24 protein-coding genes and 1 other RNA gene are annotated in these 24,996 nt (G+C 68.1%); 17 read left to right on the top strand and 8 right to left on the bottom strand.

The window, feature by feature from the left end; genetic code table 11:
• Positions 1-4 precede the first annotated feature (4 nt).
• The gene (locus AOZ06_RS01450; RefSeq protein ID WP_054296341.1) at positions 5-1,069 is read left to right on the top strand and encodes an alpha/beta hydrolase; all 1,065 of its coding nucleotides are present in this window, start codon (positions 5-7) and stop codon (positions 1,067-1,069) included.
• Between the two features lie 55 nt (positions 1,070-1,124).
• On the opposite strand, the gene AOZ06_RS01445 is transcribed toward AOZ06_RS01450, so the two are convergent.
• Positions 1,125-1,313: a hypothetical protein gene (locus AOZ06_RS01445; protein ID WP_054287743.1), complete on the bottom strand. Its 189-nt coding sequence runs from the start codon at positions 1,311-1,313 to the stop codon at positions 1,125-1,127.
• 448 nt (positions 1,314-1,761) lie between these two features.
• Positions 1,762-2,202, bottom strand: coding sequence for a Fur family transcriptional regulator (locus AOZ06_RS01440; RefSeq protein WP_054287742.1), 441 nt, complete (start codon positions 2,200-2,202; stop codon positions 1,762-1,764).
• Between the two features lie 216 nt (positions 2,203-2,418).
• On the opposite strand from AOZ06_RS01440, the gene AOZ06_RS01435 reads away from it, so the two are divergent.
• Positions 2,419-3,609: an MFS transporter gene (locus AOZ06_RS01435; RefSeq protein ID WP_335338352.1), complete on the top strand. Its 1,191-nt coding sequence runs from the start codon at positions 2,419-2,421 to the stop codon at positions 3,607-3,609.
• On the opposite strand, the gene AOZ06_RS01430 is transcribed toward AOZ06_RS01435, so the two are convergent.
• Entirely contained in the window at positions 3,579-4,634 is a 1,056-nt protein-coding gene (locus tag AOZ06_RS01430; protein WP_054287740.1) for an aspartate-semialdehyde dehydrogenase, read from the bottom strand. The two genes, AOZ06_RS01435 and AOZ06_RS01430, sit on opposite strands and share 31 nt — an antisense overlap.
• Positions 4,634-5,899, bottom strand: coding sequence for an aspartate kinase (locus tag AOZ06_RS01425; RefSeq protein WP_054287739.1), 1,266 nt, complete (start codon positions 5,897-5,899; stop codon positions 4,634-4,636). Before AOZ06_RS01425 ends, AOZ06_RS01430 begins: the two co-directional genes overlap by 1 nt.
• A gap of 124 nt (positions 5,900-6,023) precedes the next feature.
• Between AOZ06_RS01425 and AOZ06_RS01420 the strand changes: the two genes are divergently transcribed.
• Both AOZ06_RS01420 and AOZ06_RS01415 read left to right on the top strand, forming a co-directional pair.
• A complete protein-coding gene (locus tag AOZ06_RS01420; protein ID WP_236952038.1) occupies positions 6,024-7,235 on the top strand; it encodes a V-type ATP synthase subunit I domain-containing protein in 1,212 nt (403 codons plus the stop codon).
• Entirely contained in the window at positions 7,217-7,792 is a 576-nt protein-coding gene (locus tag AOZ06_RS01415; RefSeq protein WP_335338351.1) for a nitroreductase family protein, read from the top strand. Before AOZ06_RS01420 ends, AOZ06_RS01415 begins: the two co-directional genes overlap by 19 nt.
• Here the strand turns inward: AOZ06_RS01415 and AOZ06_RS01410 are convergent.
• Entirely contained in the window at positions 7,789-8,502 is a 714-nt protein-coding gene (locus tag AOZ06_RS01410; protein ID WP_335338350.1) for a S1 family peptidase, read from the bottom strand. The genes AOZ06_RS01415 and AOZ06_RS01410 overlap by 4 nt on opposite strands.
• A gap of 880 nt (positions 8,503-9,382) precedes the next feature.
• An RNA gene (gene ffs / locus AOZ06_RS52955) (signal recognition particle sRNA small type) lies at positions 9,383-9,479 on the bottom strand.
• Between the two features lie 89 nt (positions 9,480-9,568).
• Between ffs and AOZ06_RS01405 the strand changes: the two genes are divergently transcribed.
• Positions 9,569-11,542, top strand: coding sequence for a DNA polymerase III subunit gamma and tau (locus tag AOZ06_RS01405; protein WP_054287737.1), 1,974 nt, complete (start codon positions 9,569-9,571; stop codon positions 11,540-11,542).
• A gap of 51 nt (positions 11,543-11,593) precedes the next feature.
• Here the strand turns inward: AOZ06_RS01405 and AOZ06_RS01400 are convergent, their stop codons facing one another.
• Entirely contained in the window at positions 11,594-12,460 is an 867-nt protein-coding gene (locus AOZ06_RS01400; protein WP_236952036.1) for an N-acetylmuramoyl-L-alanine amidase, read from the bottom strand.
• Between the two features lie 75 nt (positions 12,461-12,535).
• Here AOZ06_RS01400 and AOZ06_RS01390 point away from each other — a divergent pair, with 75 nt between their 5' ends.
• From AOZ06_RS01390 to AOZ06_RS01335, 12 genes are all read left to right on the top strand, one after another.
• Entirely contained in the window at positions 12,536-12,856 is a 321-nt protein-coding gene (locus tag AOZ06_RS01390) for a YbaB/EbfC family nucleoid-associated protein (protein WP_225954287.1), read from the top strand.
• Positions 12,856-13,452: a recombination mediator RecR gene (gene recR / locus AOZ06_RS01385; protein WP_054287733.1), complete on the top strand. Its 597-nt coding sequence runs from the start codon at positions 12,856-12,858 to the stop codon at positions 13,450-13,452. Before AOZ06_RS01390 ends, recR begins: the two co-directional genes overlap by 1 nt.
• Positions 13,442-14,005, top strand: coding sequence for a uridine kinase family protein (locus AOZ06_RS01380; protein ID WP_054287732.1), 564 nt, complete (start codon positions 13,442-13,444; stop codon positions 14,003-14,005). Before recR ends, AOZ06_RS01380 begins: the two co-directional genes overlap by 11 nt.
• 255 nt (positions 14,006-14,260) lie before the next feature.
• Positions 14,261-15,262, top strand: a complete 1,002-nt coding sequence (locus AOZ06_RS01375) for an ABC transporter permease (RefSeq protein WP_054287731.1) — start codon at positions 14,261-14,263, stop codon at positions 15,260-15,262.
• 59 nt (positions 15,263-15,321) lie between these two features.
• Complete coding sequence (locus AOZ06_RS01370) at positions 15,322-17,088, top strand: ABC transporter substrate-binding protein (RefSeq protein ID WP_054287730.1); 1,767 nt, start codon at positions 15,322-15,324, stop codon at positions 17,086-17,088.
• 41 nt (positions 17,089-17,129) lie between these two features.
• A complete protein-coding gene (locus AOZ06_RS01365) occupies positions 17,130-18,197 on the top strand; it encodes an ABC transporter permease (protein WP_257721454.1) in 1,068 nt (355 codons plus the stop codon).
• Positions 18,194-19,273: an ABC transporter ATP-binding protein gene (locus AOZ06_RS01360; RefSeq protein WP_083471442.1), complete on the top strand. Its 1,080-nt coding sequence runs from the start codon at positions 18,194-18,196 to the stop codon at positions 19,271-19,273. The genes AOZ06_RS01365 and AOZ06_RS01360 overlap by 4 nt, the downstream gene beginning before the upstream one ends.
• A 4-nt stretch (positions 19,274-19,277) precedes the next feature.
• Positions 19,278-20,309 (top strand): ABC transporter ATP-binding protein, encoded by a 1,032-nt coding sequence (locus tag AOZ06_RS01355; protein WP_054287728.1) that lies wholly within the window; start codon positions 19,278-19,280, stop codon positions 20,307-20,309.
• Positions 20,310-20,435: 126 nt separating this feature from the next.
• A complete protein-coding gene (locus AOZ06_RS01350) occupies positions 20,436-21,314 on the top strand; it encodes a LysR family transcriptional regulator (RefSeq protein WP_054287727.1) in 879 nt (292 codons plus the stop codon).
• 98 nt (positions 21,315-21,412) lie between these two features.
• Positions 21,413-21,718, top strand: coding sequence for a tyrosinase family oxidase copper chaperone (locus AOZ06_RS01345; RefSeq protein ID WP_083471441.1), 306 nt, complete (start codon positions 21,413-21,415; stop codon positions 21,716-21,718).
• A 13-nt stretch (positions 21,719-21,731) separates the two neighbouring features.
• A complete protein-coding gene (locus tag AOZ06_RS01340; RefSeq protein ID WP_054287725.1) occupies positions 21,732-22,547 on the top strand; it encodes a tyrosinase family protein in 816 nt (271 codons plus the stop codon).
• Between the two features lie 156 nt (positions 22,548-22,703).
• On the top strand, positions 22,704-23,027 hold the full coding sequence (locus AOZ06_RS01335) for a hypothetical protein (RefSeq protein WP_054287724.1): 324 nt from the start codon (positions 22,704-22,706) through the stop codon (positions 23,025-23,027).
• Here AOZ06_RS01335 and leuA read toward each other — a convergent pair.
• The gene (gene leuA, locus AOZ06_RS01330) at positions 23,008-24,792 is read right to left on the bottom strand and encodes a 2-isopropylmalate synthase (protein ID WP_054287723.1); all 1,785 of its coding nucleotides are present in this window, start codon (positions 24,790-24,792) and stop codon (positions 23,008-23,010) included. The two genes, AOZ06_RS01335 and leuA, sit on opposite strands and share 20 nt — an antisense overlap.
• Positions 24,793-24,996 lie beyond the last annotated feature (204 nt).

Below are 24,996 nucleotides of genomic sequence, written 5' to 3'. Positions count from 1 at the left end.
GGTGATGCCGCTCTCGCCGAAGTCAGTGATGCTCACCGCTCAGGGCGTCGCACTGCGCACCCTGTACCGCCTTCCGGCGCGTATTCGCAGGTTGCTGGCCGGGCCGCCGATCCGGGTCGACGGGCAGGAACTGGCGTTGGACGCCCAGTTGCTGCTGCGCGCACAGCAGCTGGCCGGGATGCCGTCGCTGTTCAGCGGCGACGCGGTGCGGGACCGCCGCGTGCTGGAGGAAAGCAGTGGTCTCGTCGCCGGCCAGCCGATCGGCCCGATGCACACGCGGGACCTGACGATCGGGTCGATCCCCGCGCGGCTGTACACACCGGCAGGGCTGCCGGCGGGCTCGCCGCTGTTGGTGTACTTCCACGGTGGCGGGTTCGTGATCGGCAACATCGAGTCGCACGACACCCCCTGCCGCTTCCTGGCCAAGTACGCCAAGGTGCGGGTGCTGTCGGTGGACTACCGGCTCGCGCCGGAGCACCGGTTCCCCCATGCCGTCGAGGACGCGGTCGCCGCGTTCAAGTACGCGCACGCCAACGCGCGGGAACTCGGGGCGGACCCGTCGGTGATCGCGGTCGGCGGCGACAGCGCGGGCGGGAACCTCGCCGCGGTGGTGGCGCTGGTGACGACGCGGGAGGGCGGTCCGAAGCCCGCGTTCCAGCTGCTGCTCTACCCGACGACGGCCGGGGACAGGCCGACCCGGTCGAAGGACCTGTTCGCCAAGGGCTTCTTCCTCACCAAGACGGACATCGACTGCGTCAGCCGGCAGTACCCGGCCACCGAGCAGGACAAGCTCGACCCGCGTTACGCGCCCGCGCTCGCACCCGACCTGTCCGGGCTACCGCCCGCATACCTGGCGACGGCCGGGTTCGACCCGCTGCGCGACGAGGGCGAGCTGTACGCGGCGCTGCTGCGGGAGGCCGGCGTGCCGGTCGTGTTGTCCCGGCACGACGACCTGATCCACGGCTACGCCAATTTCCTCACTATTGGAACTCGTTTTCGGGAAGCGATGTACGAGGCCGCGGGATCCTTGCGGACGGCCTTGGAAATGCGGTCGAAAGAATCGGTCTGAGGAATGCCGAAAGTCCGGCGCACGACAATGCGCCGGACAGTCGGTTCAATTTTTCTCAGGGAACTGGGACCGGGACCGGCAGCGGCGGCAGTGGCAGCGGAACGGGCAGCAGGCTCGTGACCAGACCGAGGAGGGTAGCGAGCAGGGTGCTCACGCCGGAGAGCAGGTCGAGGCCGGGCAGCAGCTTCTCGGTGCCGTCGGGGATCTGGGCCAGCCTGGTCGCCAGCTCGGTGTTCAGGTCCATCGCCTTGACCGGGTTGTCGCGGGTCTCAGCCCTCTTCGCCCACGCGTCCGCCCTCCCCCGTCACCGCGATCATGCTGCCGATCACCACCACTGCGAGCTTTTTGACAAATCCGATTCTCCTTCCCGACTCCTTCCCCGCTCACATGACGACGAAGCCAACAATGAGCGGATTCCGCCGGTACCGGCACATACTCACCAGCCCACCACTGGCGCACCATATTTCTCACCCAACGTGGAATTCGACGGTTTACCGCTGGTAGCCGAATTACCGGCGTAGATCCACTAGTTCCGACACCTGCCGGGGATCCTTGGCGCGGTGCCAACACCGTCCGGCGCCGGACACGGTGAACGCACGGACGCCCGGCGGCCACGACCGGGGCGAACCTTCACCTGGACGAGTGAATCTTCGAACTCGCGTGGCGAACCTCGTGACGGGGAGGGTCGTCGGTCATTCGAGGGACTGGCAGTCCGCGCACAGGCCCCAGAACACGACCTCCGCCTCGTCGACGACGAACCCGGCGGTGTGGTCGGGCGTCAAGCACGGCGCCGGACCGATCACGCAGTCGACGTCCTCCGCGCGGCCGCAGTGTCGGCAGACGAGGTGGTGGTGGTTGTCGCCGGTGCGCGTCTCGTAGCGGGCCGGGGACCCGGCCGGTTCGATCCGGCGCACCAGGTTCGTGGCCGTGAACACGTTCAGCACGTCGTACACCGCTTGGGTGGACACCGACCCCAGCAACTCACGTACCCCACCGGCGACCTGGTCGGCGGTCGAGTGCGGGTGTTCGCTCAGCAGGGCGAGCACCGCCAGCCTCGGCGCGGTCACGCGCAGCCCCGTCGAACGCAGCTGTTCACGCATCCGGGCCCGGTCCGGGGTGGTCGGTGTCGACATCGCTACCTACCCTCACCGCTCAATCTGGAATGAGTCCACCAACGACTCGACCAAGTGACAGCGGCTGTCGCTGTGTCCCCTCAGGGTGACCCACGACCGACTGGTCCAGACCTCGTCCATTCGTGTGACAGTTGCGCCCACGTACGGCGAAAGGTGCGCCGGGCACGGGAAAACTCGCTTGCCGGGTGGGGTAATCAGATGATCCCCTGACTGCTCGTGGAGCGCTATCGACGGTTGCTGGGGATGCCCGGTGTCCGAACGCTGATGATCCTGATGTTCTTCGCCAGGATCCCCGGTTCGGCCACGTCGATGGCACTGACGTTGCACGTGGCCATCGGGCTCGGCCACGGGTACGGCGCCGCGGGTCTGGTCGGAGCCGCCGCCACCGTCGGCATCGCCATCGGCGCGCCGCTGGCGGGCTGGGTAGTCGACCGGTACGGACTGCGCACCATGCTGGTGATCACCACCATCGGCGAGGCGTCGTTCTGGGTCGTCGCGCCGTGGTTGTCGTACCCGGTGCTGCTGGTGGTCGGCTTCGTCGGCGGCGTCTTCGCTGTGCCGACCATGTCGATCGGCCGCCAAGCGGTCGCCGCCCTCGTGCAGGGCGAACAACGCCGCACGGCCTACTCGCTCGACTCGATCTCCGTCGAGCTCAGCTTCATGATCGGCCCGCTCGCCGCGGTCGCGCTGGCCACGCAGGTGTCCACGTCGACAGCCTTGCGGGTGATCGGCGCCGGGTTCGCCCTGGTCGGGGTCGCACTGTTCATCGTCAACCCGCCGACCCGCGGCGACGACGAGATCGTCGGCGAGCGGCCACCGCGCCGGGAGTGGCTCAACGGCAAACTGCTCGCGGTGCTGCTGGTCGGCCTGGGCGCCGTCTTCGTACTGGCGGGCACGGAAGTGACTCTCGTCGCTGTGCTGCGCGAACACGGTCAGGTCGAATGGACGGGCGCGGCGACCGTGATCCTGTGCGTGGCGTCGGTCCTGGGCGGTCTCGTGCACGGCGCCGTACGGAAATCGTTGCCACAGGTCGTGTTGATGGCCCTGCTCGGCGCGTTGACCATCCCGGTGCTGTTCGTGGACAGCACCTGGTGGGTCGTCGCGCTCGCGCTGGGGCCCGCCAGCGCCATGTGCGCACCGACCATCGCGGCCACCGGCGAGCAGGTCAGCAAGCTCGTCCCGGTGGTCGTGCGCGGGGAAGCGACGGGGCTGCAGAGCACAGCGTTCACCCTCGGGGCGGCGCTGGGCTCACCGGTGGTCGGGTTCGTTGTGGACCACAGCGGATCACCGGGCTGGGGCTTCGTCGGCGCCGGTGCCGGCGGACTGATCGTCGCCGCGGTCGCGGCTGTGCTCATCCGCCGGTCACCGGCCCCCGCTCAGCCGATCAGCGCCTCGGCGATCTCGTAGGTGTTGAGCGCCGCGCCCTTGCGCAGGTTGTCGCCGCACACGAAGAAGTCCAGCGTGTTCGGGAAGTCCAGCGCCTGGCGGACACGGCCGACGTAGGTCGGGTCCCCGCCGACGACATCCGCCGGGGTCGGGAACTTCAGGTTCGCCGGGTCGTCGACCAGCACGACCGAAGGCTGCGCGTCGAACACCTCGTGTGCCTGCGCCACCGTCACCGGGTTGGCGAAGGTCGCGTGCACCGCGAGAGAGTGCGTGGTCACGACCGGGACGCGCACACAGGTCGCGGACACCTTCAGGTCCGGGATCCCCATGATCTTGCGCGCCTCGTTGCGGACCTTCAGCTCCTCGCTGGCCCAGCCGTCCTCCTTGAGCGACCCCGCCCACGGCACCACGTTCATCGCCAGCGGCGCGGGGAACGGCGAGTCCGCGGCCGGCAGGCCGGCGGCTTCGAGTGCCTCGGCCACGTCACCCGCGCGGTTGCCGACGTGCTTGCCCGCCACGGCTTCCAGCTCCGCGTACAGCCGGTCGATGCCGCCCTGGCCCGCGCCGGACGCCGCCTGGTAGGACGCCACCACCAGCTCGGTCAGCTGGAACTTGCGGTGCAGCGCGCCGACCGCGGCCATCATCGACAGCGTCGTGCAGTTCGGGTTCGAGATGATCCCGCGCGGCCGCTCGGCGACCTTGTCGAGGTTCACCTCGGGCACGACCAGCGGCACGTCCGCGTCCATCCGGAAAGCACCGGAGTTGTCCACGGCGACCGCGCCGCGCTCGGCCGCGATCGGCGCCCACCGGGCGGAGATCTCGTCCGGCACGTCGAACATCGCCACGTCCACGCCGTCGAACGCCTCCGGCGAGATCTCGACGACCGTCAGCTCCTGGCCGCGCACGGTCATCTTCTTGCCCGCCGAACGCGCCGAGGCGATCAGCCGGACCTCGCCCCACGGGAAAGCGGGGCGGTTGTTCATGATGTCGATCATCACGCCACCGACCGCGCCGGTGGCTCCGACGAGCGCGAGAACCGGTGCCATCAGCGACCACTCCCCGCGTACACCACGGCCTCTTCGTCGCCGCCGAGCTCGAACGCCGAGTGGATCGCGCGCACCGCCGCGTCCAGCTCGGTGTCCCTGATCAGCACCGAGATCCGGATCTCCGAGGTGTTGATGATCTCGATGTTCACGCCTGCCCTGGCCAGCGCCTCGCAGAACGTCGCCGTCACGCCGGGGTGCGAGCGCATGCCCGCGCCGACCAGCGAGACCTTGCCGATGTGGTCGTCGTAGAGGACCTGCTCGAAGCCGAGCTCGGCGCGGACCTTCTCCAGCGCCGCGACCGCGGTCGGGCCGTTGGCCTTCGACAGGGTGAACGTGATGTCGGTGCGGCCGGTGTGGGTGGACGACACGTTCTGCAGGACCATGTCGATGTCCACGCCGATGTCGGCGATCACGCGGAAGATCGCGGCCGCGACACCGAGCTTGTCCGGTACGCCGACGACAGTGACTTTCGCCTCGGAACGGTCGTGTGCGACGCCTGTGATCATCGCTTGTTCCACGGAGAGCTCCTCGATCGACCCGGTCACGACAGTGCCGGGCTTCTGGTTGAACGACGACCGGACCCGGACCGGCACCCCGTACCGCCGGGCGTATTCGACACAGCGCAGCATCAGCACCTTGGCCCCGCTCGCGGCCATCTCCAGCATCTCCTCGTAGGTGATGCGGTCGAGGTGCTGCGCGTCGGGCACGATCCGCGGGTCGGCGGTGAACACGCCATCCACGTCGGTGTAGATCTCGCAGACGTCGGCGCCGAGCGCGGCGGCCAGCGCCACCGCCGTGGTGTCCGTACCGCCGCGGCCGAGCGTGGTGATCTCGTTGGTGCCCTGGCTCACGCCCTGGAACCCCGCCACGATCGCGATGGCACCGTCGTCGAGCGCCTCCTGGATCCGGCTCGGGGTCACGTCGATGATGCGTGCGTTGCCGTGCGCCGCCGTGGTGATCACGCCCGCCTGCGAACCGGTGTACGACCGGGCCTCGAGGCCGTGCGCGTGAATGGCCATGGCCAGCAGCGACATGGAGATCCGCTCACCGGACGTGAGCAGCATGTCCAGTTCCCGGGCCGGCGGCACCGGCGCCACCTGGCCGGCCAGGTCGAGCAGTTCGTCGGTGGTGTCCCCCATCGCGGAGACCGCGACCACGACGTCGTTGCCCGCCTTCTTGGTGGCGACGATCCGCTCGGCGACCCGCTTTATCCGGTCAGCGTTCTCAACGGAGGAACCGCCGTATTTCTGGACGACGAGCGCCACGCAGCTCAACCCTCTCCTCAATCGCTTCAGACCACGTCGAGGTGAGCCTACCTGCGCCTGGTATCGGGTTTCCTTGTTCGTGTGGTGCCACCCACTCGGCCCCGCACGCTTTAGCCTGGTTGCCGTGTCCACGACGGAGGTGACCGAGCAGCCGGTGGTGACCGCGCCGGCAGAACCGCGGCCGCGGCGCAGACCCTGGACGGTGCGCAGAGTCGCCTACACGCTCGCCCCTGCCCTGATCTACCTGGGCATCCGCGAGTTCGGGCTGCTCGTGCTGTCGTGGATGAGCTACCAGACGCACTTCCCGATGGGTCAGGCGCTCACCTCGTGGGACGCGGACTGGTACCTGGGCATCGCGGCGGGCGGCTACGACAACGTGCCCGCCCGGCTGGTCGACGCCTACAGCCAGCGCAGCCCCGAGACACCGCTGGCGTTCTTCCCCGGCTACCCGAAGCTGATCAACTACCTGGCGGCGCCGCTGGGCGGCACGCACAACGCGCGGCTGTTCGCGGCGTTCACGATCACCATCGTCGCCGGGCTGTTCTGCGCGTACGCCCTCGTCCGGCTGGGCAGGCTGGTCCCCGGCGGCTCGACCAGGACCGGGCTGATCCTGGTCGCGCTGTTCGCGGCGGCGCCGATGAGCATCGTGCTGGTCATGCCCTACTCGGAGGCGTTGTTCTGCGCGTTCGCCGCGTGGTCGCTGGTGTGGGTGCTCGAACGCAACTGGGTGCTCGCCGGGCTGGCGTGCACCTGCGCCGGGCTGGTCCGGCCGACCGCGGCGGCGCTGGTCCTAGCGGTCGGGCTCGCCGCGCTGGTCGCCGTGGTCAAACGGCAGGACGGCTGGCGGCCGTGGGCCGGCGGCCTGCTGGTGCCGCTCGGCTTCTTCGGCTACCTGGGCTGGGTGGCGGTGCAGACCGGCAGCCTGTTCGGGTACTTCGAGCTGCAGGCACGCGGCTGGGACTCGCGCTTCGACGGCGGCCTGGCCACCGCGAGGTTCGCGCTGGACGCGCTCACCAGGCAGTTGTCGGTGTTCGAAGGCGTCACGATCCTGGTGATCCTCGCGTCCATCGCCCTGGTCGTGATCGGGTTCCGGATGAAGGTGCCGTGGCCGCTGATGGTGTTCGCGCTCGGCGTGCTGCTGATGGACCTCGGGTCCAACGGCATGATGGCGTCGAAGGCCAGGCTGCTGATGCCCGCGTTCGTCCTGCTGATCCCGATAGCCGTCGGCCTGGCCAAGCGGCGGACCGCTACGGTCGTGACCACGCTGACCGGACTGGCCGTGGTCACGTCGTGGTTCGGCGCCTATTCGCTGACGGTGTGGAGCTGGGCGATCTGATGCACCCGTTGATCAAGGACCGGTGGAGCCCGCGGTGGCTGGACGCGGACGCGGTGGTCACCGACGAACAACTGCGAGCGATGCTGGAGGCGGCCCGCTGGGCACCGTCCTACGGCAACTCACAACCCGCGCGATATTTCGTGGGACGCCGCGGTGACTCGACGTACCAGCGCATCTTCGACGTGCTGAGCCAGCGCAACCAGAACTGGGCGCAGCGGTCCGCGGTGCTGATGCTGGGCATCGCGATGACGGTCAACGAGAAAGGCGGACTGCCGCTCTCGGAGTACGGCCTCGGCCTGGCGACGGAGAACCTGGTGCTGCAGGCCGTGGCGGAAGGCCTGGTCGCGCACCAGATGGGCGGGTTCAACGCGGAAGGTGCGCGGATCCTGTTCGAACTGCCGCCGGAAGCCCGGCCGGTCGTGGTGATCGCGGTCGGCAGGCTCGGCGACCGCGACTCGATCCCCGACGATCTCCGAGACCGGGAGCTCGCACCTCGCAAGCGGCTCCCGCTCTCGGAGATCGCGTTCACCGGGGAATGGGGAAACCCGGTTCTCTAGAGCTGGGCAGCGATCGTCGTCTGGTAGGTGGCGATCCGGCCGTACACGCCCGGGTACCCGGCGAGCGCACACCCGCGGCCCCACGACGTGTCACCGATCAGCTTGCCGCCCGCGATCAGCGGACCGCCCGAGTCGCCCTGGCAGGTGTCCACGCCACCGTTGGGCAGGCCCGCGCACACCATCGCCGACTGGATGAACGAACTGCCGTACGCGCTGCTGCAGGACGAGTCCGAGGTCAGCGGCACAGTGGCCTTGAGCAGGTAACGCGACGCCGAACCACCGGACGAGGTCGTTCCCCAGCCGAGGATCGTGGCCTGGGTGCCCGCCGCGTACAGCGCGGTGTCGGCCGTCGTGGCCAGCGGCAGGTACGGCCCGGCCAGGCTGGTACCGAGGGTCAGCACCGACACGTCGAAACCGCGGGTGGCCGAGGTGTAGCTCGGGTGGATCCAGATCTTGGTAACCCGGGCGACCGTGCCGGCAGTGCTCTGCTTGTCCTCACGGCCCCACACCACATACGTGTTCGACGGACTGCGGTTGACGGTGCAGTGCGCCGCCGTCACCACCTTGGTCGCGCTGACAAGCGTGCCACCGCAGAACTGCCCGCTGCCGGTGGAGCCACTCGCCAGGTAGACGGTGTACTTGTGGTCGTTGATGTTGGCCCGGGTACCGCCAACGATCATCGGTGAGACGTCCGCTGATGCCACGGACACGGACGACAGTGTCGCCGCGACGGTCGCTAAAGCGACCAAGCAAGCGCGCACCAGGCGGGGCAGGGTAACCGCCATGGATGTCTCCATTCTCTAGTGCCCCTCGGCGAAGGGCCTGATCCATGAGTAACGGGACGACCACAGCGCGTGCAACCGCTGATCGGTTCATGACATTGCCAAACCCAAACCGAAGCCGAAGCGAGTCATGGCAGGGCAGGGCGAAACGCGAGCGAAGGCGGGACTGGATGAAGCGGTGAGGCGGGCCAAGGCTGAACCAGGTAAAGCGGGTGGGTGAAGCCAGTGAGGCGAATGAGAGGAAGCGAGGAAGTCGGCAAAGCGAGGCACGCTGTCCGGCGAGCCCGCGCCGAGCCGAGTCGTGCCCGGCCAGGACCGCAAGCGCGGCCCAGCCCAACCCAACAAGCAAAACAACCAAAGCAACGAGCAAAGTGCCCAGCGCTGGGTCGAAAGAAACCGCACCGTGGGGGGCTTGGGGGGCTCGGCCCCCCCAAACCAGGCTTTCCGACCCGGCGAAGCTTGCGAAGCAACGAGCAAAGTGCCCAGCGCTGGGTCGAAAGAAACCGCACCGTGGGGGGCTTGGGGGGCTCGGCCCCCCCAAACCAGGCTTTCCGACCCGGCGAAGCTTGCGAAGCAACGAGCAAAGTGCCCAGCGCTGGGTCGAAAGAAACCGCACCGTGGGGGGCTTGGGGGGCTCGGCCCCCCAAAACCAGGCTTTCCGACCCGGCGAAGCTTGCGAAGCAACGAGCAAAGTGCCCAGCGCTGGGTCGAAAGAAACCGCACCGTGGGGGGCTTGGGGGGCTCGGCCCCCCAAACAAGGCTTTCCGACCCGGCGAAGGTTGCGAAGCAACCGAGCAGGGGTCGGTGAGGAAAGCGGATCCCATGCACCCGTCAGAGCCCGCTTATCCTTGCTGCCTTCCGGCCCTGGGGAGGTTCACGAGATGGACGCCGCATGGGATCCGCTGTCAGTGTAGCCGACTCTCGCCGGGGCGGTCGGCGGCCCCGGCTGGTCCTGGCGCCTGGTTTGTCAGACCCCTTGGGTAGGGTCTTTCTCGTGGCGCTCGCCCTTTACCGCAAGTACCGTCCGGCGACCTTCGCTGAGGTGGTCGGTCAGGAGCACGTCACCGACCCGTTGCGCGTCGCGCTGTCGGCGGGTCGGGTGAATCACGCGTATCTTTTCTCCGGCCCTCGTGGCTGCGGGAAGACCTCCAGCGCGCGGATCATGGCCAGGTCGCTCAACTGCGTGCAGGGGCCGACTCCTGATCCGTGCGGCGAGTGCGAGTCGTGCGTCTCGCTGGCTCCCAACGGGCCTGGCAGCGTCGATGTGGTCGAGTTGGACGCGGCGAGTCACGGTGGTGTCGACGACACGCGTGAGCTGCGGGACCGCGCGTTCTTCGCGCCGGCCATCTCGCGCTACCGCATCTTCATCATCGACGAGGCCCACATGGTCACCACGCAGGGCTTCAACGCTCTGCTGAAGATCGTGGAGGAGCCGCCGGAGCACCTCATCTTCATCTTCGCGACCACCGAGCCGGACAAGGTGCTGACCACCATCCGCTCGCGGACGCACCATTACCCGTTCCGGCTGATCCCGCCGGGCATCATGCGGGAGTTGCTCGAGCGCAACTGCGCCGCGGAGGGTGTCGCGGTCGAGCCGTCGGTGTTCCCGTTGGTGATCCGGGCCGGCGGTGGTTCGGCGCGTGACACGCAGTCGGTGATGGACCAGTTGTTGTCAGGCGCCGGGGCGGACGGCGTCACGTACGAGCGAGCCGTGTCGCTGCTCGGCGTCACGGATATCGCGTTGATCAACGACATGGTCGACGGGCTGGCGACGAGTGACGCCGCTGCCGTGTACGGCACGATCGAGCGCCTCGTCGACGCCGGGCACGATCCGCGGCGGTTCGCCTCGGATTTGCTCGACCGGTTGCGTGACCTCGTTCTGCTCAGCGCTGTCCCGGATTCGGGGGCGCGCGGGCTGGTGAACGTGCCGGGCGACGAGTTGTCGCGGATGTCGGCGCAGGCCGACCGGCTCGGCCCGGCCACGTTGTCCCGGTTCGCCGAAATCGTCCACACCGGACTCATCGAGATGCGTGGTGCGACGTCGCCGCGGCTGGTGATGGAGTTGCTGTGCGCGCGGATGCTCCTGCCCGCGGCGGTGCCAAGCGATCCCGCGCTGGATTCCGCTGTGCTGCAACGGCTTGAGCAGTTGGAGAGGCGCGCGTCGGTCGCGCCGGTCGCCGCTGCCGCCGTCCCCGCCCTCGCCCAACCGGCTCCTGCGCCGGCCCCCGCGCCGGTGCAGGCACAAGCACCGACGCCCACTGCCGCTCCGCCTCCGCCGCCACGGCAGTCCGCACCTGAACCGGCACCAGCGCCCGCACCCGCACCAGCGCCTGCCCCCGTGCAGCAAGCGCCCGCCCCGCCCGTGGAGCCCGGTGCGATGGACGCCGCGGCTGTGCGCCGGATCTGGCCGGAACTGCTGGCGGAAGTGCGCAGGCAGCCCGGTGGCCGCAGCACCGAGGCGATGCTGACCAACGCGACCGTGCAGAGCATCGAAGGCGACATGGTCGTCATCGCGCACGCCGCCGCCCCACTTGCCAGGCGGTTGGGGGAAGCACGGAACGTCGACCTGATCAGCACGGCGTTGAACAACGTGATCGGCGGGAAGTGGCGGGTCACGTGCGTGCACGGGACCGCGACGGCAGCGCCTCAGGCAGTGCAGGCCGCGCCGCAGCCGCGTCCGCAGCCGACGCGCCCGAGCCAGGCGGCCGCTCCCGCGCCGCCGCAGCGCCAGGCTCCGCGTCCGGCCACGGACCACGACGACATCCCGCCGCCGCCGGAGCCGCCCGAGCCCGACGACCCCCTCCCGCCCCCTCCTCCGCCGCCGCCCAAAACCGAGGCGGAGGAAGAAGAGGAGATGCTCGCCGAGGCTTCGCAGAAGCCGGGCGAGGGTGAGCGGATCGTGGCTCGCGACCCGGAGGAAGTGGCGATCGAGCTGCTGGCCCAGGAGCTCGGCGCCCGCAAGATCTAGTGGCCCGTCCCGAGCCGCCGGTTCCCTGCTCCAGCCGACGGCCAGGTACGGCTAGCCCAGGTATTCCACGATCGAAGCCGCGATGGCGTCGGCGTAACGCTGGCGTCCCTGTGGGCTGGACAACACGGCTGCTTCGTCCGCGTTGCGCATGTTGCCGCATTCGACCAGTGCTGCCGGGCGTTCCGAGAGGTTCAGTCCACCGAGGTCGGCGCGCGGCGACAGGCCGTTGGTCCCGATGTACGTGGACGTGGCGAAACCCGCTGTGCGCAAGCCATCCCGCAGTGCCGTGGCGAGGTTCTTCGCCGGTTCGCCCTGCGCCGCGTTCAGCGGCGGAGCCGAGTAGGCGATGTGGAAGCCGTGTGCGCCAGGGGAAGTGGAGCCGTCGGCGTGGATGGACACGACAGCCGCGGCGCCCGACTGGTTGCCGATCGCGGCGCGTTTGTCCACGCACGGGCCGACGCCGGTGTCGTCGTCCCTGGTCATCACGACCTTGATTCCCTTTGCCGCCAACAACTCCCGCACCCGGACCGAGACGTCCCACGTGAACGCGTGCTCGGTGTAGCCCGCGTTGGTCGCCGTTCCGGTTGTGTTGCACGCCTTGGTCTGCCCGCGCCCGGCGGGCACCTTTTTGTTGATCTCGGCGGGGTTGGCCGAGTTGCCGCCGTTGTGCCCGGGGTCGATGACCACGACTTTGCCCGCCACCGGCGGGGTGGCCGGCGAGGTGGCGGGCGGCGCCGACGACGCCGGTGGCGGTGACGGCGGAACCTGGCTCGGCGGGAGGTGCGGCGTCGTCGTCCCGGCCGGTGACGGCGCGGGCGGCACCGCGATGGGCGTACCCGGCTCGGTCGTGCCGCACGCGACGAGGAAGGCCACTGCGGCGGCGAACGCGAAACAGGCGCGGCGAGGCGAGGACGTCACACCGAGAGACTAGTCTTGACAATGCAAGCCAGGACGCGAACTCGAGGAGTGGCGGTGCAACCCGGACCCGGCGGAATGCCGAACATTCAGGACATCCTGCAGCAGGCGCAGGCCATGCAGGAGAAGCTCGCGTCCGCGCAGCAGGAGCTCGAGGACGTCGAGGTGACCGGCACGGCCGGTGGCGGGATGGTCACCGCGACCGTCTCCGGCGCCGGTGAGCTGGTCGCGCTGACCATCGACCCGAAGGTGATCGACCCCGAAGACGGCGAGACCCTGGCCGACCTGGTCATCGCCGCGGTCAGGGACGCGAACAGCAACGCGCAGAAACTGGCCGAGGAGAAGATGGGTGGCCTCGCCGGTGGCTTCGGCGGCGCGCTCGGGCTGCCCGGTTTCTGATGTACGAGGGCCCGGTACAGGACCTGATCGACGAGCTCGGCCGACTGCCGGGCGTCGGTCCCAAGAGCGCGCAGCGAATCGCCTTCCACCTGCTGGCCGCGGAGCCCGCGGACATCGGCCGCCTGCAGGACGCGCTGCAGAAGGTCAAGGAAGGTGTGCAGTTCTGCGACATCTGCGGCAACGTCGCCGAGCAGGCGACGTGCCGCATCTGCCGGGATGCCCGGCGCGACGCGCAGAAGGTGTGCGTGGTCGAGGAGCCGAAGGACGTGCTGGCGATCGAGCGGACCCGTGAGTTCAAGGGCCGCTACCACGTGCTCGGCGGCGCGCTGGACCCGTTGTCCGGCATCGGTCCCGACCAGCTGCGGATCCGCCAGCTGCTGGGCCGGATCGGCGAGCACGACGTGACCGAGGTGATCCTGGCGACCGACCCGAACACCGAGGGCGAGGCCACCGCCACGTACCTGATCCGGTTGCTGCGCGACTTCCCCGGCCTGACGGTGACCAGGCTGGCGTCCGGTCTGCCGATGGGCGGCGACCTGGAGTTCGCCGACGAGCTGACGTTGACCCGCGCGCTGTCCGGACGTCGTGCCGTCTGACGACGTCACCGAGGTCGTCGAAGCTGTTCTGGCGGCGCCGCCGAGGCTCGGCGGCGTCCGCCTGCTGGCGATCGACGGCCCGTCGGGGTCGGGCAAGTCCACTCTGGCCCGCCGGGTCGTCGAGCGGCTCGGCGGATCACCGGGGGCCGCCCTGATATCCACCGACGAGTTCGCGACGTGGGACGACCCCGTCGCGTGGTGGCCACGCCTCGAAGAGGGCGTTCTGCGGCCGTTGGCCGGCAACCGCGCGGGGTGTTATCGGCGCACCGAGTGGGTGCGTGACAAACCGACGCCCGGTGAATTGGTCGCTGTCGGCGTTCCGGAAGTTCTCGTTCTCGAAGGCGTGTCCGCTGGGCGCACGGCCGTTCACGCGCGGCTTTCATCCCTCGTTTGGGTGGAATTCGCCGACGCGCCTGCCCGACTTGAACGCTCTGTCACGCGCGATGGTGAGAGATACCGCACACACCTGTTGCGTTGGCAGCTGTTCGAGACGGGGTGGTTCGAAGTCGACAATCCGTCGGCTCGCGCGGGCCCAAAATTTCACACTGGGTAATCGTGCGCATGTTGATGCGTGTTTTTTGGGAAACGACGTGGCCCGATTGTGACCTCCGGTGGTTCGGACAGCACCGTTGACCGACTAGATTCGGCGACCACACAGTGAGACCCGGACAACATCCGGACGGTTTCCTAGGGAGTGCGTGATGGCTTACCCGCGATCCGCGCGTCCGATGCAGCGTGCTGCTTCTGACGCGTCGCGGCGACCGCTGAGTGTCACCGGCGTTGACCGTTCGACCCGCACTCCGATCTCGTGACCGCGCCACTCGAAGCCTCCCCCGGCTCGTCCGAGGCCCAGCCGGAGGCAGCGCTCAAGGGGATGGGCAAGAAGGCCATCCAGGGCCGCTCGCTCGGACAGATCGCGTGGATGCGGCTCAAGCGCGACCGCGTGGCGATGGTCAGCGGAGTACTGATCGCGGTGATGGTCGTCGCCGCCATCGTCGCGCTGCTGCTCGACCGCGTGTTCGGCGTGATCGACCCGAACGCCTTCCACCAGGAGCTGATCGACCCCGAACGGGGCATCCCGACCGGTCCGCTCGGCGGGGTCAGCGTCGAGCACCCGTTCGGTGTCGAGCCGATCAACGGGCGTGACCTGCTCACCCGGATCTTCGCCGGGTCGTGGATCTCGCTGCTGATCGGTTTCGCGGCCACGCTGGTCTCCGTGGTGATCGGCACGGTCATGGGTGTCATCGCCGGCTACTTCCGCGGCTGGGTGGACACGGTGATCAGCCGCATCATGGACGTCTTCCTGGCGTTCCCGCTGCTGCTGTTCGCCATCGCGCTGGTCGGTGTGGTGCCGGACAGCGCGTTCGGCCTCGGCCGGGACGGCTCACGGATCGCCGTGCTGATCTTCGTGATCGGGTTCTTCAGCTGGCCCTACATCGGCCGGATCATCCGTGCGCAGACGCTCTCGCTGCGTGAACGCGAGTTCGTCGACGCGTCCCGCAGCCTCGGCGCGAAGGCGCCGCACGTGCTGTTCAAGGAACTCCTGCCGAACCTGGTCGCACCGATCCTGGTCTACTCGACGCTGCTGATCCCGACGAACATCCTGTTCGAGGCGGCGCTGTCGTTCCTCGGTGTCGGTATCCAGCCACCCTCGGCGACCTGGGGCACGATGCTGTCCGAGGCCTCCAGGTGGTACCAGGTCGACGCGTGGTTCATGGTTTTCCCAGGTTTGGCCATCTTCATCACCGTGCTGGCCTTCAACCTCTTCGGCGACGGACTGCGTGACGCATTGGACCCGCGGGCGCGTTAGCCATCGGATAAGCCGCCGAACCGGTGGCTGCTAGCAACCTAAAAGGGGTGCAACTGTAGATGAGGAAGCAACGTTTGGTCACGATGGTTGCCGCGGGCGCGGCTGCCGTCATGACACTCTCCGCGTGTGGTGGCGGAGGGGGCAGCAGCAACAACAACAACAAAGGTGGCGGCAACCCGTCGGCCACCGGCCCCAACGCAGCCATCGGCAAGGTCTTCAACCCTTCTGACAAGAAGGGCGGCACCCTGCGGATGGCCAACGCGGGTGACTGGGACTCCCTCGACCCGGGTGACACGTACTACGCGTACTCGTGGAACTTCATCCGGCTCTACGGCCGCTCGCTGATGATGTTCGCCTCGGCTCCCGGCCAGGACGGCGCCAAGCTGACGCCCGACCTCGCCGAGTCGAAGGGCGTGCCGAGCGAGGACCTGAAGACCTGGACGTACAAGATCCGCAAGGGCGTCAAGTTCGACGACGGCACCCCCGTCACCTCGAAGGACGTCAAGTACGGCGTTTCCCGGTCGCTGGACAAGGACACGTTCCCCAACGGCCCCACGTACTTCAACGAGTTCCTCGACCTGCAGGGCTACACCTCGCCCTACAAGGACAGCGACCCCAACGGCCTCGGCCTGAAGGCCATCGAGACGCCGGACGACCAGACGATCGTGTTCAAGTTGAAGAAGCCGTTCGCGGACTTCGACTACTTCGCGGGCATGCCCGCCACGATGCCGGTCCCGAAGGCCAAGGACGACGGCACGAAGTACAAGGAGCACGTGGTCTCCACGGGCCCGTACAAGTTCGAGAAGGTCGAGCTCGGCAAGAGCTTCACGCTGGTCCGCAACACCAACTGGGACCAGGCGACCGACCCGAACCGCAAGGCGCTGCCGGACAAGATCACGATGCAGCTCAACGTCAACGCCGACGACCTCGACAACCGGCTGATGTCCGGTGACCTGGACGTCGACGTGGTCGGCAGCGGTGTGCAGCCCGCGGCGCAGGCGAAGATCCTCGCGGACCCGAACCTGAAGAACGCCTCGGACAACCCGCTGTCCGCGCGCCTCTGGTACACCAACATCAACGGTGAAGTGGCCCCGCTGGACAACATCGAGTGCCGCAAGGCAGTCGAGTACGCCGCCGACCGCACCGGTTACCAGCGTGCCTACGGTGGCAACGCGGGTGGCGAGATCGCGTCCAGCCTGCTGCCCCCGATCATCCCGGGTGCCGAGAAGATCGACCTGTACCCGAGCAAGGACAGCGCCGGTGACGTCGACAAGGCCAAGGAAGCACTGACCAAGTGCGGCCAGCCCAACGGCTTCGAGACCAACATCTCCTACCGGGCCGAGCGCCCGAAGGAGAAGGCGACCGCGGAGTCGCTGCAGCAGTCCCTCGGCCGGGTCGGCATCAAGCTGAACATCAAGCCCTACCCGACCGGTGACTACGCCAAGCTGTACGCGGGCAAGCCGGACTTCGCCAAGAGCAACAACCTCGGCCTGATGGTCTTCGGCTGGGCCGCCGACTGGCCCAACGGCTTCGGCTTCCTCAAGGAGATCACCGACAGCCGCAACATCAAGGCCGCCGGTAACACCAACTTCTCGATCAAGGACCCGAAGGTCAACGACGCGATCGACAAGGCCATGACCGAGAAGGACGAGAACGCGCGCCAGAAGGCGTGGGTCGACGTCGACCGCAAGGCCATGGAGAGCGCGTACGCACTGCCCGGCGTGGTCGCCAAGGGTCTGTACTACCGGCCGAAGAACCTGACCAACGTGTTCATCACGGACGGTTTCTCGGAGTACGACTACCTCGCCCTGGGCGTCTCGGGCTGAGTTGGACCAGCGACCAGATAAAAGGTAGGTGAAGGCAGCTGGTGGCCGGGTCGCCTGAGGATTCTCGGGCGACCCGGCCACCAAGGCCGAGTACGGTGTTCGCTTACATCATCCGAAGGCTGATCGGGGCAGTGATCCTGCTCTTCGTCGTCAGCCTGGTCACGTTCTCGATCTTCTTCCTGGTCCCGCGGATCGCAGGCGCGTCCGTCGAGGACATGGCCTCGCGGTATGTCGGCAAGACCGCCGACGCGGAGACCATCCGCCAGATGGCGGAGAAGCTCGGGTTCACCGACCCGCTGCTGACGCAGTACGGGCGGTTCATTTCGGCAATCTTCGTCGGCGCCGACTACAGCACCGGTCCCACGACCGTGCACTGCCCGGCACCGTGTCTCGGCTATTCCTTCATCACCCAGAACCCGGTGTGGCCGGACCTGGTCGACCGGATGGGCGTGACGATCTCGCTGGCCGTCGGCGCGGCTGTGATCTGGCTGCTGCTCGGCATCAGCACCGGTGTGCTGTCGGCACTTCGCCGCGGGACGGTCTTCGACCGGGCCGCGATGGGTGTCGCGCTGGCCGGTGTGTCGCTGCCGATCTTCTTCACCGGTCTGCTGTCGCTGACGATCTTCAGCTACGGCCTCGGCTGGGCGGTCCCCGGTGGTACGTACGTCAACTTCGCTGACGACCCGTTGGCGTGGGCGGGTGCGCTGATCCTGCCGTGGGTCACGCTGGCGTTCCTGAACGCGGCCGGGTACGCCCGGCTGACCAGGGCCACCATGCTCGAGACGATGAACGAGGACTTCATCCGCACCGCGCGGGCCAAGGGGCTCAACGAGCGCACTGTGGTCGTCAAACACGGCCTGCGGTCCGTGCTCACTCCGATCATCACGATCTTCGGTCTGGACCTCGGCATCCTGCTCGGTGGCGCGGTGCTGACCGAGAGCGCGTACTCACTGCCGGGACTCGGCGCCTACGCCATCAACGCGATCGTGAACAACGACCTGCCGAAGGTGCTGGGCGTGACGCTGGTCGGCGCGACCTTCATCATCATCGCGAACCTGGTCGTTGACCTGTTGTACGCCGTCGTCGACCCGAGGGTGAAGTACTCGTGAAACATTCCCAAGAGGACTTGCTGGCCGGCGGCGCAGCCCGCCCGTCGGAGCGGCCGAACGAGGCGTTCCTCCAGGTTCGCGATCTGAAGGTGCACTTCCCGACCGACGACGGCATCGTCAAGTCGGTCGACGGGCTGACGTTCTCCTTGCAGCGGGGCAAAACCCTCGGCATCGTGGGTGAGTCCGGCTCCGGCAAGAGCGTGACCAGCCTGTCGATCATGGGCCTGCACAAACGGGGCACCGCGAACATCTCCGGTCAGATCCTGCTGGACGGCCAGGACCTGGTCACGGCGACGCCGGAGCAGGTGCGGTCGTTGCGCGGCAAGCGGATGGCGATGATCTTCCAGGACCCGCTGACCGCGATGCACCCGTACTACACGGTGGGCAACCAGATCGTCGAGGCCTACCGGGTGCACCACGACGTGTCCAAGGCGGTGGCCAAGAAGCACGCGATCGAGATGCTCGACCGCGTGGGCATCCCGCAGCCGGACAAGCGGGTCGACGACTACCCCCACCAGTTCTCCGGTGGTATGCGGCAGCGCGCGATGATCGCGATGGCGCTGTCGTGCGACCCGGAGCTGCTGATCGCGGACGAGCCGACCACCGCGCTCGACGTGACCGTGCAGGCGCAGATCCTCGACCTGATCGTGGACCTGCAGAAGGACTTCAACTCCGCGGTCGTCATCATCACCCACGACCTCGGCGTGGTCGCCGAGCTGGCCGACGACATCATGGTGATGTACGCGGGCCGCTCGGTGGAGTACGGCACGTCGCACGAGATCTTCTCGGCGCCGCAGCACCCGTACACGTGGGGTCTGCTCGGTTCGATGCCCCGGCTCGACCGGGAACGCAGCGAGCGGCTGCAGCCGATCAAGGGCACACCGCCCAGCCTGATCAACGTGCCTGAGGGGTGTCCGTTCAACCCGCGCTGCGCCTTCGCGGGACTCAACGGCGACCTGTCCACGACCGAGCGCCCGGAGTTCAGGGAAGTGAGCCCCGGCCACCACATCGCGTGCCACTTGTCCGGCGAACAGCGCCACCACTTGTGGACCACCGAGATCAAGCCGAAGTTGTGAGCTGATGAGTGAACTGACCACCACCCCCACCCGGACCGAGACGCTGCTCGAGGCGAGCGGTCTGCAGAAGTACTTCCCGATCCGCAAGGGCTTGCTGCAGCGCGTCAAGGGCAACGTGCAGGCCGTGGACGGGTTGAGCTTCACGGTGCAGAAGGGCGAGACGCTCTCACTGGTCGGCGAGTCCGGCTGCGGCAAGACCACGACCGGGCGGCTGCTGACGCGCTTGCTCGAGCCGACCGCGGGAAAGGTGATCTTCGAGGGACGGGACATCACGCACCTGTCGCAGGGGGCCATGCGCCCGCTGCGCCGGGACGTGCAGATGATCTTCCAGGACCCGTACTCGTCGCTGAACCCGCGGCACACCGTCGGTGCGATCGTCGGAGCGCCGTTCAACCTGCAGAAGGTCAAGCCCGAGAAGGGCGTGAAGAAGTCCGTCCAGGAGCTGCTGGAACTGGTCGGCCTGAACCCCGAGCACTACAACCGCTACCCGCACGAGTTCTCCGGCGGCCAGCGGCAGCGCATCGGGATCGCCCGCACGCTCGCACTGAAGCCGAAGCTGATCATCGCGGACGAGCCGGTGTCCGCGCTGGACGTCTCGATCCAGGCGCAGGTGGTGAACCTGCTGGAGGACCTGCAGAACGAGCTCGACCTGACGTACGTGATGATCGCGCACGACCTGTCGGTGGTGCGGCACGTGTCCGACCGCGTCGCGGTGATGTACCTCGGCAAGATCGTCGAGCTGGCCGACCGGACCAGCCTGTACGAGCGGCCGATGCACCCGTACACCGTCGCGTTGCTGTCCGCGGTGCCGGTGCCGGACCCGGAGCGCAAGGCCAAGCGGGAGCGGATCCGGTTGAAGGGTGACGTGCCGTCGCCGATCAACCCGCCGTCCGGCTGCCGCTTCCACACCCGCTGCTGGAAGGCGCAGGACATCTGCAAGACCCAGGAGCCGCAGCTGGTGGAGCTGGCGCCGGGCCGTCAGGCCGCGTGCCACTTCCCGGAGAACACCTCGGAGCAGACCATCAAGGTGGTCTGACCCTTTCGTCCTCGATTCGGCCCCGGCAGCGCTCGTCGCCGCCGGGGCCGAGTCGTGTGCGGACGAGCACACCGGGTCCAAAGATACTGTTGTGAAAAGCCCTGGTCACGAGAGGATCTCCACACTATGGAGCTCGGACAGGGACATCTGAGGACGATCATCGCGGTGGCCGAGTGCGGCAGCATCGGCCGGGCGGCCATCCGCCTGGGCCAGAGCCAGCCCGCCGTCAGCGGCAACGTCAGGCGGATCGAGAAGTACTTCGGCGGGGAGCTGTTCCACCGGTCGGCCAGCGGTGTGCGGACCACGCCGTTGGGCGACTGGGTACTGGTGAAAGCTCGCACGCTGGCCGCCGACATGGACCAGTTGGTCTCCTCGGCCCGCAGCGTCGCGGGCGGCACCGGCGGGCTCACGGTCGCGGGCCAGCCGTGCGCCACGATGGTCGCGTTGATCCCGCAGCTGCCGCGTACGGCCGAGGTGCGGGTGGACCATTCGGCGAGTTGGCTGCTGCAGCAGTTGTCCACTGACGCACTGGACGTGTGCGTGCTGACCGAACCGGCCGGGTCCGAACTGCCCGTGCCGGCTGGCGTGCACAGGCGGGTGATCGCACGCGAGTCGCGCCCGGTCGGAATCTCGGCGGAGCACCCGTTGGCGGACAAGGAAACGGTTGAGCTCGCCGATTTCGCCGACGACGACTGGGTGGACAACCCGTTCAGCGACAGCGGCCTGCGCGCGGCCTGCCTGCGGGCGGGATTCGAGCCGCGCGTCCGGTACTGGATCGCCGACCCCGGCGTGTACTGGCCACTGGTTCGTTCCGGTCGCGCCGCCGGCTTGTTCACCGGCGCGACACGTGCCCGTCAGGGGGTTGTTTTCCGTTCACCGCAAGGAGATCCCCTGGCCAACCGGATCGTGTTGTGCTGGCGCGACCGCACCGAGTCACACGCGGCCTTGATCCATCGGTTAACGGACGTTACTATGATCAACGGCACAGAAAGCCCTTTACAGTAAGCTATCTGCGATTTCCCATCATCGCATCGTCTTATGAGCAAGGGTTTCCTCCCGATCGGCGGATTCGGCGCGGGTTCGGTGCGGCTAGCTTCGGCCACATGCTGAACAGACGAAGACTGTTGATGACCAGCGCGGTCGCCATCGCCGGCGGGGCCACCCTCGGCTGGAACGTGCTGGTCGCCAACGCCGACCAGGAATTCGACGAGACCTACGGCGGCCGCCGGATCAACGGCAAGGCGGACCTGCTGTTCATCGACGGCGACCTCGTGCACGTGATGCGCAACGCCGACGGCACGTACACCACCTCGATCAACCACTACGAGTCGTTCACGTCGTTGCGCGACGCGGCCGAACGAGCTGTCGACACGCTCGGCGGCCTGCGTCCTGTCGTCCACGCGCACTGAAGGGGGAGCAACCATGGGGGTTCGCAAGAACCAGCAGAACCTGACGGCGGACGAGAAAACCCGCCTGGTCGACGCCATGCTGGCACTCAAACGCTCGGGAACGTACGACACCTTTGTCCGCCAGCACATCGAACGGCTCAACGGCGACAGCGACAACAGCACCAGAATCGGCCACCGGTCGCCGTCCTTCCTGCCGTGGCACCGCAAGTACCTGGTCGAGTTCGAACGGGCGCTGCAGGCGGTCGACGCGTCGGTCAGCCTGCCCTACTGGGACTGGACCACCGCGGGCGCCTCGTCCACCCTGTGGGCGAACAGCTTCATGGGCCCGGACGGCAGCCGCACCCAGAACGGGCGGGTCACCAGCGGCCCGTTCACCGCGGCGAACTGGCCGCTGTCGGTGCGCAGCGACTCGGCGACCTACCTGCGCCGCAGTTTCGGGTCCGGCGGGGTGTCCCTGCCGACCGCCCGTGACGTGCAGAGCGTGCTCGGCATCAGGACGTACGACACGGCGCCGTGGAACAGCACGTCGGCGGGGAGCTTCCGCAACAGCCTCGAAGGCTTCCGCGGCCCGAACCTGCACAACCGGGTGCACGTGTGGGTGAACGGCACCATGGCAGGCGCGGGATCACCGAATGATCCGGTGTTCTGGCTGCACCACTGCCACGTGGACAAGCTCTGGTCGGACTGGCAGGCCGTGAACGGCCCGGCGAACTACGTCCCGGCCGCGGGCACCACCGACGTGGTCGACGCCGACGAGCCGATGATCCCCTGGGGTGACGTGACACCGCGGGACATGTTCGATCACTCCGCGATCTACACCTACGGCTGAAACCGGGCGGAATCGGTCAAGTCACAACGCTGTGCGATGAGTCGTACACAGGGTGTCTTTCCTTGTACGCCAATAGGTTGACGTGGGCATTCAGCGGTAACACGAACGCGGATAACGGCGATTTATGGGCAAGCGTCGAGCCCACGGGAGCTGCCCATGAGCGCCGCGATCCGGCCGCCAGAGGCCGCAACGCCGATCTTCCGCAATGGCTTCGCCACGACCGCCCTCGCACTGGGCATCGTCGGCGTCGGATTTGGCCTGACCGTGTTGTTCGGGCTGCTCGCGACCGTGTTCGGGGCGTTAGCCGTGCTGTTCGGCGTCGTCGGCGTCGTGCGGGCCCGCAAGGGCCGGGCAACCGATGGCGGGATGGCCGCCATCGGTGTCGTCGCCGGCCTGATCGCGGTGGCGCTCGGGATAGCGGGCATGGTGACCATGCCCGACCAGCCCGACTCGCTGAGCTCTACCGGTTTGCTCGGTTGATCGCCGACACGACGGCCCGCAGCGAAGCCGTCACGATCGACGAGTCGACGCCGACTCCCCAGAGCACACGCTCACCCACCGCGCACTCGACGTAGGCGGCGGCGCGCGCGTCGTCGCCTGCCGTGAGGGCGTGCTCGGTGTAGTCCAGGACGCGGACGTCGAAGCCGACGCTCGCCAACGCGTCCACGAACGCCGCGATGGGGCCGTTGCCGTTACCCGTGACCTCGTGCGCGTCGCCTTCGACGTGCACGAGCGCGGAGATCTCGTCGTGGCCGTTGCCGTCGTCGGCCAGCCGGTGCCGTTGCAAGGTCAGCGGCGCCGCGGCCGTCAGGTACTCGGCGGAGAACATGTCCCACATCTGCGCCGGGCTGACCTCGCCGCCCTCGCTGTCGGTCATCCGCTGCACCACGCCGGAGAACTCGATCTGCAGCCTGCGCGGCAGCTCCAGCTGGTGCTCGGTCTTCATCACGTAGGCCACGCCGCCCTTGCCGGACTGCGAGTTGACCCGGATCACGGCCTCGTACGTGCGGCCGACGTCCTTCGGGTCGATGGGCAGGTACGGGACCTCCCACTCGAACTGGTCGACCGGGGTGCCCGCCTTGTCGGCGGAGTCGCGCAACGCGTCGAGGCCCTTGTTGATGGCGTCCTGGTGGCTGCCGGAGAACGCCGTGAACACCAGGTCGCCGCCGTAGGGGTGGCGCTCGGGTACCGGCAACTGGTTGCAGTACTCGACCGTGCGGCGGACCTCGTCGATGTCGGAGAAGTCGATCTGCGGGTCGATGCCCTGGCTGAACATGTTCATGCCCAGCGTGACCAGGCAGACGTTGCCGGTGCGCTCGCCGTTGCCGAACAGGCAGCCCTCGATGCGGTCGGCGCCCGCCTGGTAGCCCAGCTCGGCGGCGGCCACCCCGGTGCCGCGGTCGTTGTGCGGGTGCAGCGACAGGATCACCGAGTCGCGGCGCTCCAGGTTGCGGTGCATCCACTCGATCGAGTCCGCGTACACGTTGGGTGTGGCCATCTCGACGGTCGCGGGCAGGTTCAGGATCACCGGCCGCTGCGGCGTCGGCTTCCAGATCTCGGTGACCGCGTTGCAGACCTCGGCGGCGTACGACAGTTCCGTGCCGGTGTAGGACTCGGGCGAGTACTGGAAGCGGAAATCCGTGTCGGTGTACTTGTCCGCCAGCTCGGCGACCATTTCCGCGGCGGACGTGGCGATCTTCTTGATGCCCTCGCGCTCCTCGCGGAACACCACCCGGCGCTGCAGGATCGAGGTCGAGTTGTAGATGTGGACGATCGCCTTGCTCGCGCCCTGCAGGGCCTCGAACGTGCGCTCGATCAGTTCGGGACGGCACTGCGACAGCACCTGGATGCGTACGTCGTCGGGCACCGCGCCCTCGGTGATGATCTCGCGGACGAAGTCGAAGTCGGTCTGGCTGGCCGCCGGGAAACCGACCTCGATCTCCTTGTAGCCCATCTTGACCAGCAGGTCGAACATCCGCCGCTTGCGGGCGGGCGACATCGGGTCGATCAGCGCCTGGTTGCCGTCACGCAGGTCCACCGCGCACCACAGCGGGGCCGTGGTGATCTTGCGGTCCGGCCACGTGCGACCGGCGAGGGACACGTCCTCGACCAGTTCGGCGAACGGCCGGTAGCGGTGCACCGGCATCGACGAGCCGAGCTGGGCGTTCCACTCCGCCTGCCCGGCAGGCGCCGGACGCGCGGGCTTGCGGATGCGGGACGTGCGGAAGTCGGGATTCGTGGTCATCGAAAGGGGTCTCCAGCTTCATCAGCGGACGACCGGCGGCAACGCTGAGCTCCGCGGCGGGGAGCCGGTCTGGAAGTCAGGCCCCGTCGCGGCAGCGAAGCAGGAGGGATCGAGCCACGAGCACACAGTAGCGAGCCGACCCGGGTCGGCGGAAACCAGGCGTCCCACATCCTGGACGAGCCGGTTACTCCGAACGGCCGGGTT

Source organism: Kibdelosporangium phytohabitans (assembly GCF_001302585.1).
Lineage (GTDB): Bacteria > Actinomycetota > Actinomycetes > Mycobacteriales > Pseudonocardiaceae > Kibdelosporangium > Kibdelosporangium phytohabitans.
The sequence above is the reverse complement of the archived record's forward strand: the minus strand, read 5'-3'. Positions and strand labels throughout refer to the sequence as shown.